General features: G+C 42.2%; 17 protein-coding genes. 11 read left to right on the forward strand and 6 right to left on the reverse strand.

The genetic code is table 11. The annotated features are described in order from the left end of the window. Positions 1-246 precede the first annotated feature (246 nt). On the forward strand, positions 247-1,209 hold the full coding sequence (locus JWQ54_RS01235) for a sterol desaturase family protein (protein ID WP_299579053.1): 963 nt from the start codon (positions 247-249) through the stop codon (positions 1,207-1,209). 10 nt (positions 1,210-1,219) lie between these two features. Then, positions 1,220-1,597 carry an SMR family transporter gene (locus tag JWQ54_RS01240; RefSeq protein WP_299579055.1) on the forward strand — a complete coding sequence of 126 codons (378 nt, stop codon included), beginning with the start codon at positions 1,220-1,222 and terminating at the stop codon, positions 1,595-1,597. A gap of 117 nt (positions 1,598-1,714) precedes the next feature. Here the strand turns inward: JWQ54_RS01240 and JWQ54_RS01245 are convergent, their stop codons facing one another. Further along, the gene (locus tag JWQ54_RS01245; protein WP_299579057.1) at positions 1,715-3,898 is read right to left on the reverse strand and encodes a M56 family metallopeptidase; all 2,184 of its coding nucleotides are present in this window, start codon (positions 3,896-3,898) and stop codon (positions 1,715-1,717) included. Between the two features lie 24 nt (positions 3,899-3,922). Continuing rightward, on the reverse strand, positions 3,923-4,321 hold the full coding sequence (locus JWQ54_RS01250; protein WP_299579059.1) for a BlaI/MecI/CopY family transcriptional regulator: 399 nt from the start codon (positions 4,319-4,321) through the stop codon (positions 3,923-3,925). A gap of 234 nt (positions 4,322-4,555) precedes the next feature. On the opposite strand from JWQ54_RS01250, the gene JWQ54_RS01255 reads away from it, so the two are divergent. Together JWQ54_RS01255 and JWQ54_RS01260 are read left to right on the forward strand one after the other, a co-directional pair. Then, positions 4,556-4,903 carry a hypothetical protein gene (locus tag JWQ54_RS01255; protein ID WP_299579061.1) on the forward strand — a complete coding sequence of 116 codons (348 nt, stop codon included), beginning with the start codon at positions 4,556-4,558 and terminating at the stop codon, positions 4,901-4,903. Between the two features lie 383 nt (positions 4,904-5,286). Beyond that, entirely contained in the window at positions 5,287-5,517 is a 231-nt protein-coding gene (locus tag JWQ54_RS01260; RefSeq protein WP_299579063.1) for a hypothetical protein, read from the forward strand. Positions 5,518-5,734: 217 nt separating this feature from the next. Here the strand turns inward: JWQ54_RS01260 and JWQ54_RS01265 are convergent, their stop codons facing one another. Beyond that, positions 5,735-7,051, reverse strand: coding sequence for an amidohydrolase family protein (locus JWQ54_RS01265; RefSeq protein WP_299579065.1), 1,317 nt, complete (start codon positions 7,049-7,051; stop codon positions 5,735-5,737). 75 nt (positions 7,052-7,126) lie between these two features. Beyond that, a complete protein-coding gene (locus tag JWQ54_RS01270) occupies positions 7,127-10,174 on the reverse strand; it encodes an amidohydrolase family protein (protein WP_299579067.1) in 3,048 nt (1,015 codons plus the stop codon). Between the two features lie 156 nt (positions 10,175-10,330). Here JWQ54_RS01270 and JWQ54_RS01275 point away from each other — a divergent pair, with 156 nt between their 5' ends. From JWQ54_RS01275 to JWQ54_RS01290, 4 genes are all read left to right on the forward strand, one after another. After that, on the forward strand, positions 10,331-11,185 hold the full coding sequence (locus JWQ54_RS01275; protein WP_299579068.1) for a helix-turn-helix transcriptional regulator: 855 nt from the start codon (positions 10,331-10,333) through the stop codon (positions 11,183-11,185). A gap of 61 nt (positions 11,186-11,246) precedes the next feature. After that, on the forward strand, positions 11,247-11,837 hold the full coding sequence (locus tag JWQ54_RS01280) for a cysteine hydrolase family protein (protein WP_299579070.1): 591 nt from the start codon (positions 11,247-11,249) through the stop codon (positions 11,835-11,837). A gap of 225 nt (positions 11,838-12,062) precedes the next feature. Continuing rightward, positions 12,063-12,710, forward strand: a complete 648-nt coding sequence (gene trmB / locus JWQ54_RS01285; protein WP_299579072.1) for a tRNA (guanosine(46)-N7)-methyltransferase TrmB — start codon at positions 12,063-12,065, stop codon at positions 12,708-12,710. 237 nt (positions 12,711-12,947) lie between these two features. After that, positions 12,948-13,280 (forward strand): MGMT family protein, encoded by a 333-nt coding sequence (locus JWQ54_RS01290; protein ID WP_299579074.1) that lies wholly within the window; start codon positions 12,948-12,950, stop codon positions 13,278-13,280. Positions 13,281-13,648: 368 nt separating this feature from the next. Here JWQ54_RS01290 and JWQ54_RS01295 read toward each other — a convergent pair whose 3' ends face one another. Further along, positions 13,649-14,017 (reverse strand): VOC family protein, encoded by a 369-nt coding sequence (locus JWQ54_RS01295; protein WP_299579076.1) that lies wholly within the window; start codon positions 14,015-14,017, stop codon positions 13,649-13,651. After that, positions 14,017-14,394, reverse strand: coding sequence for a glyoxalase/bleomycin resistance/extradiol dioxygenase family protein (locus JWQ54_RS01300; RefSeq protein ID WP_299579078.1), 378 nt, complete (start codon positions 14,392-14,394; stop codon positions 14,017-14,019). The genes JWQ54_RS01295 and JWQ54_RS01300 overlap by 1 nt, the downstream gene beginning before the upstream one ends. A 127-nt stretch (positions 14,395-14,521) precedes the next feature. Between JWQ54_RS01300 and JWQ54_RS01305 the strand changes: the two genes are divergently transcribed. The 3 genes from JWQ54_RS01305 to JWQ54_RS01315 all read left to right on the forward strand — a co-directional run bounded on the left by JWQ54_RS01305 (position 14,522) and on the right by JWQ54_RS01315 (position 15,935). Beyond that, positions 14,522-14,872 (forward strand): carboxymuconolactone decarboxylase family protein, encoded by a 351-nt coding sequence (locus tag JWQ54_RS01305; RefSeq protein WP_299579080.1) that lies wholly within the window; start codon positions 14,522-14,524, stop codon positions 14,870-14,872. Positions 14,873-14,994: 122 nt separating this feature from the next. Continuing rightward, positions 14,995-15,357, forward strand: a complete 363-nt coding sequence (locus tag JWQ54_RS01310) for a four helix bundle protein (protein ID WP_299579082.1) — start codon at positions 14,995-14,997, stop codon at positions 15,355-15,357. Between the two features lie 2 nt (positions 15,358-15,359). Further along, positions 15,360-15,935, forward strand: coding sequence for a DNA-3-methyladenine glycosylase I (locus JWQ54_RS01315; RefSeq protein ID WP_299579084.1), 576 nt, complete (start codon positions 15,360-15,362; stop codon positions 15,933-15,935). The last annotated feature ends 183 nt before the right edge of the window (positions 15,936-16,118 follow it).

The raw sequence follows: 16,118 nt of genomic DNA on the forward strand, positions 1-16,118 counted from the left end.
GATCCTACGAATGTTCTCCCTGGTAAAAAGAAGTGAATTGTATGTGGAAAACTATAAAAGAGCGGCATAGAAAACGGCTTTTTTAAAATAAATTTGGAAATGTATTAATCCTAGAATACAGGGCCAAAGAATTAAACGTTCTATGGCAAATGCCCAAGCCCTGAAAGGGCGAAATACATCAGCGCAGGTCGAAGGCCTGCGAAAAATAAACCATTTGCTACTCCATCGATATGAATTAGGCGGCACATGACAATTTTACAAACAACCACAACCATCCTCATCTGCTGGATAATATTTATCATAGCATGGGAGCGGATCTCGCCATATAGAAAAGGCTTACCCTTTTTCAGGGATGGTTTTTGGGTGGATTTGGTTTGGTACACCATTATCCAAAGCTTTGTGCTCAAAATTGTGATATTTGATTATATCATTTATCCAATTCAGCACCACATCAGCTGGCAGGGCCTTCAATTTTTTAGAAGCTGGACTGTAACCGAACAGGTTTTGTTTTTCCTGGTAACGCATGATCTGTATATCTATCTCTTCCATCGTTTACAGCATTCCAGCAAAATATTGTGGCGCACGCATGAGGCTCATCATTCAGGTAAAGAGGTTGATTTTTTGGCAGGGTCACGCTCACACGCAATTGAGATCATCATTAACCAAACCATAGAGTTTGCACCGATAATTATACTTGGCGCCGATCCTGCGGTTATCCCTGTAAAAGCGCTGCTTGATGCTATGTTCGGGATGTTTATCCATGCCAATATCAATGTTAAGCTAGGCAGGCTCAAATACATTTTCAATTCGCCCCAGCTGCATTTGTGGCACCATGCCAATTATCAGGAAGTTTTTCATGCCAATTTCTCGACCAAATTTGCCGTTTGGGATTATATTTTTGGCACCGCATATGACCCCGGTTATAAGCCGGGTAACCAGCCCGAAAACTGGGGCTTATATTATGACTACCCCAAAGATTATTTTTTACAGCATGCGTTTTCGGTGAAGCGATTTGACGAGAAGAGCTTACTGAAATATAAATGGTTCAGGCTTTATTATGAGTTAAGGCCAACCTTTATCTTCAAAATAAAGAAGCTTTTGAGACTAAATAAAAGAGCAAGCATTGTCAACATGCATCAGCATGAGGACTTGCAAACTGAATTATCGGATACTAATACGAGTGGGAATTTAATGTCATACAATAAATAAACTTAATCTATTGGCCTGGATCTACTTATTATTAGCCGCCTGCTGCGAAACAACCTGGACTTTCTGTTTAAAGTTCATGAAATTCAGCGACCTTAAAACGTTGAAGTTTATCAACTTTTTCAAGTGGCAGGGCGGACTGCCGGTACTCATCCCTTTCGCAGGTTATATTTTATTTGGCCTGGCAAACATTTACTTATTTTCGTTAGCTATTAAGCAAATACCAACGGCCACAGCATTTGCCGTTTGGACAGCAATCACACTGATTTTTATAAAAATTGCTGAACTCGTATTTTTAGATCAGCGCATCTCGTGGATCGAAATATTTTTTATGCTGCTGATAATGGTCGGGATAATGGGTTTAAAAGTTTATTCCCTGCAAACCCAATGATTTAGATTCACGAATTTTAAACTTGGTAAATCTAAATCATTCTATTATAAAATTCCCCTTCAGGCGGCCGTATACTTTTATAAAAAATTGCGCATACACGGTAGCCTTCGCCGGGCTCTAATTATGATTGCTATAATGCCAGTTCACTTTATCCCCGGGCTTTTTCACGAATTTTTTGAGGATCTTCTGATGAACGGCTTCAGGTTGTTTTACACCATCAACCTCAAGGGAATTATTAGAAATATTTATATCAAAGTTGTCCTTATCCTTGATAATACCAGCCTTTATTAATTCATTGGTAGCTTCAATAAATGATGTATCAGGCTTAACCGGAGGTAAAGGCGCCATTGGCGCTATGAGTGGCAGTGCATTCACTCTTGTTAATGGAGCATGAGCTGCGGGAGCTACAGGTGTTGCCATAGCCGCAATTTTTGGTGCGGGAGAAACAGTTGCTGTAAGTGCCGCTGATGGTGCAACCATTGCTATTACATTTGGGGTGGGTGTTACAAGTACCGGTGCTTTTACGCCCTGCAAGCCTGCCGGTGGCATGGGCGGTGCTGGTGGTGCAACCATTGCTATTAAATTGGGGGCCCGCGTTGCAGGCACCGATGCCTTTACTCCTTGCAAGCCTGCTGGTGGCAGAGGCGGTGCCGCTGGCGCAACCATTACTATTGCATTTGGCGCGGGCGTTGCAGGTGCTTTTACTCCTTGTAAGCCTACTGGCGGTACAGGTGGCGCTGGGGCTACAGCGGCTACTTCCTTATATTCTTTTAGCAATTGGTTAATTTTTGTCTGATACTGACTTACGGGCGCCTGCACAGCATTTACATATAATGTTTCAACCTTATTATGATCCATATTAAACTGGTATAAAACACCCTCGCGTTTAAATAAGTATGCTTTTTGAGTTTTTCCGTTTTTCGATATTATAGTCTGCATAGTGGTGCCATCGTCAAAATCGGCCGGGTTATAAATTTTAGTTTTCAGGTTTAATGTTGTATCACCTGTAACCTGTTGCTCTTTTACTTTTGCATTTTCCTTTAACAACGCATCAATTTGCGGGCGATGTTTAACTACCTGGTTATCCGGTATTTTTTTGCCGTTGATGGACAGATCACTTATTTTGGAATCCGTTTTGTTAAATTTATAGGTATTATTATTGTCGGTTTTAAAAAAATAGGCAACTTTGGGATCAACAGTAACAGTATGTTGTTTAGTCTGCTTAACGTTTGCGGTTGTTTTTTTAACCGGATCTTTTGCCGAAAATGCCACTGTGAACAGTCCGGCGGTTACCATACAAATGGTAAGCAATGTTTTTTCCATGATATTTAATGATTGATTATGATTGTTAACTATCCTTTTTACCCGGTTTAGCAGCTTGCTTTTATTGCCGGTTAGCGCCATGCTTAAGCCTGGTGTAAGCAGCTGGTACTCCTGGCAGCTTAACAGCGCCTGTACATAATTTGCCTTGCTGCCTGCCTGTTTAAGCGCTATATCATCGCAGCAGTTTTCCCGTTCAGCTTTAATAAGCTGCGAGATCCACAACACTGCCGGGTTAAAAAAGAACACGATCTCCATAAAGCTTTGCACCAGGTTTACCAGGTAATCCCTGCGGCGAATGTGCGCCAGCTCATGAATTAATATAGCCTCAACCTCATCGGCGCTTAATGCGTTTATAAAGCCCACCGGGATTAGTATAAGAGGTTTTAAATGCCCTATAACCATCGGGACCTTAGCAATGCCAGATTCCACCAGCTTTATGGCCTGCCTTATTTTAAGCTGTCTGGATAAATACGCTACCCTGCCTTCCCAATATTTACTTACAGCGTAAGTATTTGTATGCTTTAGATGATAAACTTCGTAGCCGCCGACCGCCAGCTTAATGCTTTTGGCGCAGATAATTAAAAACCATATTAATACGATGGTATTGCAATGCGCATTTAAGTAACCAATAAGTGTATCGGTAATGTTTTGTTTATTAATATAGTTAGCCTGAACTGCCGGGGCCTGTAATTCAACTTGCGAATTAACGGCCGTATTGCCGCCTTTGTAAACTAAGTGACTGGTTTGTGCCGATTGCAGTTGCCAGAAAAATGTAAATATCGTGCCGACGGAAAACAGCAGCATCGCACCAATTAGCAGGTTATACCTAAGTGCAGCACTTAACTTTTTGGTGAAAATTATGATCAAGCCACCTGCAAGCGCAAGCAAAATGCCCTGCCACAGTGAATGTATTAACGTATTGCCTAAAGCCTTTGTTAGCTGATCGGTTAGCAGGCTGCCTGTTGTTAAAGTTTCCATATCGGTTAAGTTAAAACCTGGTTATTATTCTTTATCTAATTTGTTCAGCAACTCTTTTATTGCCTTTATATCTTCTTTGGATGCCTGGTTGTTGCCCAATACCTGCATCACCAGGCTGCCTGCCGACCCTTTGTACATGGAATCGACAAATTTATTCAGCAAGTGGTTTTTGGTTTTTTGTTCTTCCTCAACCACTATGTATATATGCTTCATCTGGCTCTCATCCCGTTTCAATATTTCTTTCTCAACCATAATCTGCATCAGTTTTAAGGTTGATGTATAGTTAACATCCTTCTGCTCATTCAGCCTGTCGTTCACAAACCTTACGGTTGAAGGGCCATGCTCCCACAGTACCTGCAGGATCTCCAGTTCTGATTTTGTGGGATCAAATTTGCGGCTGTTTTTTTCTTGTTCTGAAATCATAATACAAACATAGGAATAATTTCGTACGAAACAAGCGACACCTTGATATTTTTTTGGAGAAAGGTGATTTTGGCATATTGTTGAGGCGGGTGATTTAACCGCGGAGGGCGCGGAGAAGGCACAGAGGCGCGGAGATTGAAAAAAGATGCAATTTCGAACTTTTTGCTATCAATATTATCTTCTCTAAATTTGTTTTAGCTAAATAACGTCCACCTTTAATTATTACCTATGGATATGGAATTAACCAAAAAAGAACGGAAAATCGCCCGGGAATTAATTGACAAAGGCATTGCAGAAGATTTTAAAAGAGAATTGCTGGAATTGGACGCCATTTTACAAAAATGGAAACAGGAGGGCGGTCATAACGGCGATTGTTTTTATATTTTATATAGTAACGCAAGGGAGTTCAACAAATGGGTTGGATTGCGATATGGTAAAATATCCGGAAGGCAATATATTGATTTCTTAATTTATCAATTATTAGATGGTTTGTATGACTCGGCTGAGCTGGACGAATTCAGGCCGGAGATAAAGGAGCATATTTTATTATGGGTTGAAAGACGGAAAAAGGACGAAAGTTAGAAACATGCAAAGCGGTATTATATACTTTTTGTTCACGCAGGGTCTGTCATAGACCACCCTGTGCGATGCTTGTGGTGAAATTTTTGTCCCCGCAGGGTCTGTCATAGACGACCCTGCTCGATGCTTGTGGTGAATTGAAACTTATTGCAATGGATAAGCCCGGATGGATCCACTGGGATATTCCTCCGAAAAAGCCTAATACAACGCAGGGGCCGCTATACGAGACCTTGCGGAAACGGAAGCGATACTTTGATATTTTTTTATTTTTAAAAAAAATATGATTTTGGCATATAATTAGGGTAGTGGAATAAATTTTTACTTCCCTTAATAATTGTTTTAATTTAATAATTTTAAAACATTATAATTACAACTATAACATAACGATGACTAAAAAAACCAATAGCGATAAAATGCCTGAACTGGTCTCGGCATATGAATTTGCTGAAAGAAGGGATGTGGCGAATACAGCGGTATATGCTAAGATTGCAAAGGGAGATATACTCACAGTTACTATCGGCAAGCACAAGTATATCGATTGGGAGTTATTTAAGCATGTTACTTTCCCTATGGCTGAAAAAAGGAAAGCCAAAAAAGCAGCAGAAAACAATTTATAATTTTTTGTCCACGCAGGGTCTGTCATAGACGACCCTGCGCGATGTTTCTGGTAAGTTGAAACTTATTGCAATGGATAAGCCTGAATGAATCCGCTGCGGTATTCCTCCAAAGAAGCCTGATACAACGCAAGGTCCGCTATGCAAGACCCTGCGGAAACGAAAAAAAATAGCGATGAGCTTTTCAACCCATCGCTATTTGAATGCAGAAAGCTAATGCTTACAAATTAGCCTTTACGCCATATTTTTCAGCAAATTTCCGGTACAATTGTTTGTGCAGGTTATCAAGGTTGATATTCCGGCCTTGTATAAATGCGTTATCAACATCAATGCTGATCATATCCAGTGCATCGCCTTTGGAGATAAACAGGTTGGCATCTTTTCCAACTTCCAATGTTCCGGTGGTTTTATCAATGCCTAAGATTTTTGCATTGTTTAGGGTGATCATTGAAATAGCCTGCTCTTTGGTTAAGCCGTAACCTACAGCCTCGCCTGCTTCAAATGGCAGGTTGCGCTGGCGCCAGAAACCTATGCCGGTTAAGCCGTATAATACACCTGCATCCTGCAGCATTTTAGGCAGCTTGTATGGCAGGTAAACATCGTCCTCTTCTTTATCAGGCACCCGCTGTGTTTCCTTTAATATTACAGGTACGTTGTTGTCTTTCAGTACGTCGGTAACCAGGTACGACTCATTGCCACCTACAATTACTACCTGCATGCCCATCTTTTTACCAAAGTTTACTGCCTGTACAATTTCTTTGGCTCCTTCGGCATTTACAAATAGTTTTTTGGTGCCATTAAAAAGGCCCTTCATTGCCTCCAGGCGGATATTGGTTACCCCTGGTTTTGCAATTTCAGCATATGCTTTGGCTTCGTTAAATAGATTTTCAATAGCAGTAATGGCTTTTTGTGCCCGCTCTGCCGGAGATTCCTGCGGAACGCCCGGCGTTGGAACGCCTCTTCTGCGAGCCTGCACCCTGGCCACCGGCCATGTTAAATGGATCCCAATATCAGTTTTATAAGCCGCATCCTGCCAGTTCCAGGCATCAAGCTGCACTACTGATGATTGTCCCGAAATAGTACCCCCGTTTGGCGTAGGCTGTGCCAGTAAAATACCGTTTGAGCGCACAGTCGGGATCACCTTTGAATCTGTGTTGAAAGCTACAATTGAGCGCACGTTGGGGTTCAGGTCGCCGGTTTCTTCATCGTCAACCGTTCCGCGGGCTCCTTCTTCAATCTCAACCAATCCAAGGGTTGTAATAGGACAAATAAAGCCGGGGTATACCTGTTTGCCTGTGGCATCAATAACATCGGCCCCTGCTGCATTAGCCGCCGTGCCTTCTCCTAAGGCGGTTATTTTACCTTTATCAAAAGCTACATAGCCATTGGTTATTACCTGGCCGTTGCCCACATGAATGGTACCGCCCTTTATAATAATGGGTTTTGATTGTGCTTTGGCAGGCAAAATAGTTGCCTGTCCGTATGTAAGGATAGTGCTAAGCAATAATCCTCCAAAAATTAAAAATATCTTGTTCATTTTATACCTCTTTAATTAGTTAACCAGATATAGCATCCGCACATTTTCTTATCAGCATATCCGCACATCTGTTAATTATTTACCGTTTGAATTGCTTTGTCCAACACCGTTATCGCCTGATACAAACTCATCGTCTTCATCAGATTCATTGTTTCGCGGACGGCGACCTTCTGGCCTTTGCGTAACTGCGCCCTTGTTTTTTGCAGCAATCATTTTTTGGATGATCCTCGCTTCATCGGCCCTCATTGTTTTTTGGTTGGCTGCATCCTTGTCAATATCCCAGTAGGGAATTCCATCAACATAAGTTTTTTCAGCAACTGCGTAAATAGAAAGCGGGTCAGCAGACCATAATACCAAATCAGCATCCTTACCAACTTTTATACTGCCAATGTGCTTATCAACATGCAGCATAGTTGCAGGGTTAATAGTAACCAGCTTTAAAGCTTCTTCCTCGCTCATTTTGCCATAAGCAACAGATTTACCGGCTTCCTGGTTAAGGCGGCGCGCCATCTCTTCATCGTCCGAGTTAAAGGCTGTTAACACCCCAACATCGTGCATCAGCGCACCATTGTATGGTATAGCTTCGGCAACCTCGTTTTTGTATGCCCACCAATCACTGAAGGTTGAACCCGCAATATTGTGCGCTTTCATTTTATCAGCCATTTTATAGCCTTCCAAAATGTGGGTAAAGGTGTTTATTTTAAAGCCCATTGAATCGGCAACATGCATCAGCATATTTATTTCTGATTGTACATAGGAGTGACAGGTGATAAAGCGTTTGCCATCCATTATCTCAACAATAGCATCCAGCTCAATATCGCGGCGTACATTATTACCTTTTAGGGCACGTGCAGCCTTGTATTCTTTAGCACGGGTAAATTCATCAATATAAACCTCCTCAACGCCCATGCGGGTTTGCGGGAAACGGGCAGCGCCTATCACTGCGCCGTTATTGCTTCCCTTAACATTTTCGCCAAGGGCAAATTTTATAAAGCCATCAGCATCTTCAACTTTCATGTCATCAGGCAATACTCCCCAACGGTGTTTTATCAGCTGTGTTTGGCCGCCAATCGGGTTAGCCGAACCATGCAGAATATGCGATGTAGTAACTCCGCCTGCTAACTGGCGGTAAATGTTTATATCTTCTGAATTTAAAACGTCGGCTATCCTTACCTCGGCGCTTACTGCCTGGGTGCCTTCGTTTATGCTGCCACTGCCCGCAATGTGCGAGTGCTCATCAACAATACCAGGTGAAAGGTGCTTGCCTGTGGCATCAATAACTTTAGCGTTGCCGGCAGCTATGCCCTTGCCTACAGCTTTTATCTTACCGTTCTCTATCAGCACATCGGTATTTTGCAGGATGCCGGCTTTGTCGCTTGTCCAAACGGTAGCGTTTTTAAATAATACGCTTTCGGCTTTTGGCAGTTCGGTATTGCCGTAGGCTGTAAACGGATAAATAACCGGACCATCATTAATAGGCTGCTTGGCAGGCTCGGGTTTTGTTTTTTCCGGCGGTGCAGGGCTGGTATAAGTTGCGCTCCATTTCATTTCTGATCCATCAGGAAGGATGCCGCTGCCATTAAATGTTAAGGGCGATGTTTTGGTGATGTAACCATTTAGCCTTACGTTGCCGGTTGGTTTATTTTTAAGGTCGAAATAGATGCTTACCATATCGCCGGTGCGGGTAATGGTTCCCTTGGTGCGGGTGCTGTCGGCCCCGGTGCGTTCAAGGTTTACATCATATGCGCCCGGTTTGCCGCTAATTTTAAGTATAACCCCCGGCAAAGCATCGCTGGAAAAGTTATAGTTGCCCCGCAGATCGGTTACATCCATGCGGCTAACCACATATGGGCGACCCTCTATCCAGTTCTCGTAAATTATATTCTCCTTTTTAAACAGGTCATCCGATGTGATAATAAAGTTGGCCATTTTACCTTTGGCAAGTGTGCCTGCCTTATCACCCACGCCAAGCATTTCGGCAGGGATAGACGTCAGGGAGTTTAATGCTTGTTTTTCGCTCAAACCATTATCAATTGCGGTACGCAGGTTTGTCCAGAAGTCGCGGGCATTTGTTAAGCCGTATGAGGTAATGGCAAACTTAATTCCTGCTTTTTCCATAACGGCGGGGTTGGTGGGCGCCAGCTCCCAGTCTTTCATTTGGGTATAGCTTACATTGCGGGCATCAAGCGGATCTTCCACATCAAATGCCTCGGGGAAGGTAAGCGGGATAATAAAGCTGCCGCCTGTAGCTTTCATGGCGTCAATGCGGCGATACTCCTGTCCGTCGGTTTTAAAAATATATTGCTTGCCAAACTCCTTGCCTATTTTATTGGCACGCAAAACACTCAGCGGATCAGACACTTCAAAAATCTGCGGGAGCGATTGGGTGCGGTTAAACTCATCAAGCGAGATGTTAAATTCTTCTTTCTGATTTTTGTACCACTGGGCATCATAATAGGTTTGACGCAGCAAAGCAATAGCACCCATTAATGACGACGGGTAATTTGTTGCCGCGGTGCCTTTGCTAAATGAGTAATTAGCAGCAGCCTCGCTGTTCAGTATTACAAAATTATCGCGTTCATCGCCCAAAGAAACCACTGCCGAGGTACCACGGGCAATACCATCATGAATTAATGACTGCACAGTGCCAAAGCCGTTCTTTTTAAAATCTTCGGCTTTTGAGGCATCGGCATGGAACACCGCCTTTACGTTCATCTCGGGCTTTATTGATTCATTCCATCCGTAGGCGCCCGGTTTTGTTGATACGGGTACAGCAACACGGCCAAAACCGCTACCCGGAGCAAACGCCTGTCTTGGTGCTTCGGGGATGCCGTAGGTTGTATAGGCGTCAACCAGGCCAGGATAAATATATTTCCCTTTCAGATCAACGGTTACATAACCTTTCGGGATCTTAACATCGGCGCCGACAGCTTCGATCTGCCGGTCTTTAACCAGTAAAATACCATTGGGAATTGTTTGATCGGCATTTACAACAATGGTGGCATTGATGAAGGCGTACTGGCCTGGTCGCACATCCCAGGCGCCATTTACCGGGAATGTTTGCTGTGCCCGCGTTAGCAGGGCAAATAGCATGGCGCAACAAAAAAGTAAGAGTTTTTTCATTTGAATAGTTTTGTCAGTTAATACAGTCCCTAATATATTAAACATTAGCGACAGACGACGCAGAGCCGGTTTTTATCATGGATTTGTTACAATTAACCAAAAATTGAAAAGAGCGAATTACAAAATGTAAATTAGTAGAAGTTAAATGTTGTTAAGATGATACAAATTCCTAAAGACCTGCTTGAGCACCATGCACATATCAAATTACGGCTTGCTGATATGTATGGCGTTCTTATTGACAAAAAACGGCCATTCAGATGCGATGACACGCTTCAAACTGCACATTGCCTTGAGGTTGTTTTAACAGGAGCGATTGATGTTAGGTATGGTAGTTGTGTACAACACCTCACTGCAGGAGAGATCCAATTTAGACGACGTGGTAATTACCAGCTATTTCCATCGGATGATTATACCAGCCTGCTCATTTTTATGGAAAACGAATTTGTTGACTACTTTTTGGAAAACCATGTTCCGGAATTTAAGCAGGAAAAATTCAGTGCCGACCTGCCGCCGTTTACCTTTAAAACATCTGCGTTTATAAATGCTAACATAACGCAGGTTATTCAAAATATTTTACACCCCCGGGAGTATTCCAGGTGCATTGTGAAATTTACCGCTCACCAGGTACTATTGCAAATTTTGTCAAACGACAGCTCAAAAACTTTTGTTTCATTTCTGAAATACCTGGTTGGTGAAAAGAAAGTTGACCTGGCATACTTTATGGAAGCTAACTTTAACCGTCAGCTTTCCTTGCCGAATATGGCTAAACTTACAGGGCGAAGTGTAAGTGCTTTTAAAAAGGAGTTTACTGAACGTTTTAATACTACACCTGTAAAATGGCAAATAAACCGCAGGCTTGAATATGCCGAGTATCAGTTAAAAACCTCGTGTGATCCGGTATCAACAATAGCTTATACCAGCGGGTTTGAGAACATATCTCATTTTTCAAAGGTGTATAAGCAGAAGTTTGGTGCGTCGCCTAAAAGTGCAAGAAGCGAGCTGGTGATATGAAAACAAACAAATAAAGCCTCACAGCAAAATTTCAGCCTCTGTAAAGCTGCAATTTTGAGGTATGAAAACATTAAAGAATACCACCCCGGCGCTGATATTAGTTGATATACAGCAGGGTTTTGATAACATCCCCTACTGGGGCGGCGAACGCAACAACCCGGATGCAGAAGTAAATGCCCGTAAATTGCTTGATTGCTGGCGGGCAAACAAGCTGCCGCTATTTCATATTCAGCATTGCTCAACTAATCCAAACTCCTTGCTGGCAGAAAGTAACCCCGGCAATGCACACAAAGAAATTGTGAAGCCTTTACCGGGGGAGCCGGTGATAAAAAAATCAGTGAACAGTTCTTTTATCGGCACAGATCTGCAACAGCGACTGGATGCCGCCAAAATTGATACGATAGTTATAGTGGGCCTTACATCCGAACATTGCGTATCAACCACAGCAAGGATGGCCGGTAATTTTGGTTACAATACGTTTGTAGTAGCCGACGCAACCGCTGCTTTTGCAAAAACAGGCATCAATGGCGAACACTACGATGCAGAAACCATCCATTTAACCGCATTGGCACAGATAAACAATGAATTTGCCACAGTTTTAAACACCGATGAAGTTATTAACGCTTTAAAAAAAAACGATGATTTTCTTTAGCAATTTTATGAAAAAGCTTTTAGCGCCCTATTTACCGGTTTCGCAAGTGCTTTCAGTGATGAGGTAAAGGGGGATGGCTTTACTGTTATGCCTGTTCAGCAAACAAAGGCCTTCTCCACCACGATGAGGCTTTAACGCCGGGATCTTTACACTAACATCCCCCCAATTCAAATCACCCCAAATTAAATCCCTTAAAACCCTATTTTTGTGTTTTAAATATTTTAAGTGGGAAAAGATAAATTAAGGCGTTTTGCTGAGATAGATACCTTCAGCAACGTTTTACAGTTAGATGCCGGCAAGCCTTTTAAAGGGCTGTGGAACACCGGCTTTTTTAAAAACAACAACCCGGTAGTGCTCGAGCTGGCCTGCGGTAAAGGCGAATACACAGTTAACCTGGCAACCTTGTTCCCGGATAAAAACTTTATCGGCATTGATTATAAAGGGAACAGAATTTGGCGTGGTGCTAAAACGGCACTGGAAGAGGGTGTAAACAATGTCGCCTTTTTACGCATCCAGATAGAAACCCTGGTAGAATATTTTTCCCCCGGCGAGGTAGACGAGATCTGGATCACTTTCCCGGATCCGCAGCCGCAGCTGAGCAGGGAAAAGAAGCGGTTAACATCATCCCGGTTTTTGAATATGTATAAGGTGATCGTAAAACCGGGCGGCTTTGTAAACCTTAAAACTGATAACGACGGACTGCACGCCTACACCGTCGAGAAAATTGCCGAAACCAATTTAACCCTGCATGCCAGAACTGAAGATGTTTATCATTCTGAATTTGCTGATGAAGTGCTGAACATCAAAACATATTACGAGAAAAAATATTTAAAGGATAATAAGAACATTAATTACCTTAAGTTTTCATTTTAGGTTAATAACGTTTTTGTAAATTTCTAAATAAAATAACATTTGGTCCTCCGTGCTCTCCGTGACTTCTCAGCGCCCTCTGTGGTTAATTTTTTACCACAGAGGACACAAAGTATGCACAGAGTAACAGAGAATTTGATTTGCGCCAAAAAAATTTTGTCTGTTTTTTGAGATTTGACTTTTGAGACAGTCTCAATAGGTCGGTAGAAATATAATTATAATATATTAAAGGGAAACACAATGGCCGAACCAAATTTTTACAACAGCGTTTATGAAGTTGCCAGGCTGATCCCTAAAGGCAGGGTAACGTCGTATGGTGCAATTGCTGCTTACCTGGGCACAAAAGGCTCATCGCGGATGGTGGGTTATGCCATGCAGGCGGCAGGCGGTGCCAATCCGCCCGTCCCGGCGCACAGGGTGGTTAACAGGCAGGGTTTATTAACCGCAAAATTTCATTTCGGCGGTAACCTTATGGAAACATTATTGGAAAATGAAGGTGTAAAAGTTATTGACGACCAGGTGCAGGATTTTAAAACCGTATTCTGGGATCCTTCTATCGAGCTGGCTTTGTAAGGGCCTTTGTCATTCTTAACGTAGTGAAGAACTATTTCTTGAGCTTCAGCGAAAAATCTTCTACGCCGGACATGAACGCAAGACAAGTATTGCGACGACTTATCAGTTGGATAAGATCCTTCGCAACGTTACCCATGACAAGTATATTGAACAGCGCAGGGTGTCATCCTGAGCTTGTCGAAGGACGACGTGCGCAGAGGCCTGTCCGTGTGCTAAGCATGGCGCAGAGGCCTTTGCCCGCATGGTTCGACTGAGCTCACCATGACATCCCAAACTTGTCATTTCTTCTTCAGATTTACCTGGGAATTTAACGTTCAGGATGACAAAGTGGAATTTGTCATGTTTTGATGCTTCAGAATATTTACCGCCTACAAGGCAACCATTTGCAGCAATTCCATCCTGTTGCCAAAAGGGTCATTAAATGCAAACCTTTGGCGGCCCGGAATCACAGGCTCCGGTACAATTTCCACGTGATGCTCTTTAAAAAGTTTCAGCGCCGCATCAACATTTTTTATTTCAAAGGCAATATGCCTTACAGACCTGGGCTTCTGTGGCTCGACGCCAATGTGCAGCTGTATATCGCCAATATTAAACCAGTAACCCGGCGTCGAAAAGAGGTGGTCGGGCCGTTCAATTTGCTTTAGGCCGATAATATCAACATAAAACCTTCGCGCCTCTTCCAGTCGTTCGGGAGGTACGCAAATATTAATATGGTCGGCGCGGATAAACTCAATCATTACTCGTCTTCGGCAAAGGTTAGCACGTAATTATTATTATCAAGGATAGAGAACTCAGTAGCCCCATAAAAAGTAGTTTCAAGGCCTTTAAGCACTTCCACCTTGCCTTTTATCAGCTCAAAAAACTCTCTTATTTTCTTTAGCTTGATGTAAAGCAGCTGCGATGCACCATTTTGCCTGCTAATTTGGGGCAGTTCCTCGCCCAGGCTGGTAAAGGTTTGAAACATAAAGGTAACATTGCCGTTCATCATCATGGCCCAGATCAAATCGGGACCGCTTTCCGGAACGGTAACTACCAGCTGAAATCCTATGGACTTATAAAAGGCAATGGTTTCATCCATACTGTTAACAAAAATATTAGGCGAGAGACTTTCCATAGGGTTTTGAATTAAGGAGTTAAAAATAAATATTTAGTTTTGATTTCGGAAGTCGGAATGCCGATTGCGGAATGTGTTGAATAAATACAAAAATCATTAATTCACTAACTCGCTAATTCACAAATAAATGGGAAAGCTCATAGAAGATTTTGAAGGCTATCGTACAAAAATGAACGCCAGGATAATGGAGTCGTCAAATACCAATATCAAACGGTTTTTTGCTTTAGATACCACTACTTATGCAGATGGTGCGCTGGATGTAAAAACAAAAGAATTGCTTGGCCTTGTAGCCTCCATGGTTTTGCGCTGCGATGATTGTATAAAATATCATTTAGGTAAATGTCATGAAGCAGGTGTTAATCATGATGAAATGAACGAGGTATTTATGATCGCTAATTTGGTTGGCGGGTCGATAGTTATTCCGCATTATAGAAGAGCCGTGGAATATTGGGATGAGCTGAATGGGGTTGAATCTTGAGTCTGAAGTCTTGAGTCTGAAGTCTGAAATCTTGAGTCTGAAGTACTGGGTCAAAAAATAAATTCATTTTATTAATTCATCTATTTTAACGAATTTCGGTTTTGACCTAAATACTTTAAACATTGAGTTCGTTCAGAGATTTAATTGCGTATAAAAAATCATTTGCGCTTTCGATGGAGATTTTTTCGATTACAAAAAGTTTTCCTAAAGAAGAAACTTATAGCCTGGTTGATCAGATCAGGCGCTCATCAAGATCTGTTTTTGCATCTATTACCGAAGCGTATAAAAAAAGAAGATATCCTAATCATTTTGTAAGTAAACTTACGGATGCAAATATGGAAAATGGCGAAACACAGGCCTGGCTTGATGCTTCGCTTGAATGCAACTATATTACAAATGAAAAATACCAGGAATTAAATAATCAAAGTGAAGAAGTAACCCGTTTACTAATTTACATGATCAACAATCCTGAAAAATTTAAATAAAAATGACTCAAGGCTCAAAACTTAAGACTCAAGACTTACACCGCTGCCGCTGGGCAGGCACAGACGAATTATACATTAAATACCATGACGAAGAATGGGGCAAAGAAGTCCACGACGACCATACGTTATTTGAATTCCTCATCCTTGAATCGGCACAGGCCGGTTTAAGCTGGATCACCATTTTGCGCCGCAGGGAGGGCTATAGAAAAGCATTTTCCAATTTTGATGTTAAAAAGGTAGCTGCCTTTACTGATGCTGACGTGGAGCGTTTAATGCAGGACACAGGGATTATCCGCAATCGCTTAAAGATCTTGGCTGCTATAAGTAATGCAAAACTGTTTATTAAGATCCAGGAAGAGTTTGGCTCGTTTGATAAATACCTTTACAGCTTTATGCCCGATGGGAAACCGATCAATAACTTTTCAGGAATTACACCGGCAAGTACACCAATCTCGGATGCTATCAGCAAGGATATGAAAAAACGCGGCTTCAAGTTTTTTGGCACTACAATTTGCTATGCCCATATGCAGGCCACCGGTATGGTGAATGATCATGTGCCGGAGTGCCGCTTTAAATAATTGACACGAATTCACGAATTAAATCAAATTTCACGAATCAGGGAGGCGATAATACTTGCGGATTTTTTCGGATTTTACGAATGGAGCAGGCAATAAACGTCTCGAATTTATTCGAATTTCACGAATTAAAAGAGTCATGGGTTAGGGTGAAAGTTTTTGGATTTTCCGAATTTAACTATACCG

The sequence above is a fragment of the Mucilaginibacter sp. genome (assembly GCF_028288225.1).
Lineage (GTDB): Bacteria > Bacteroidota > Bacteroidia > Sphingobacteriales > Sphingobacteriaceae > Mucilaginibacter.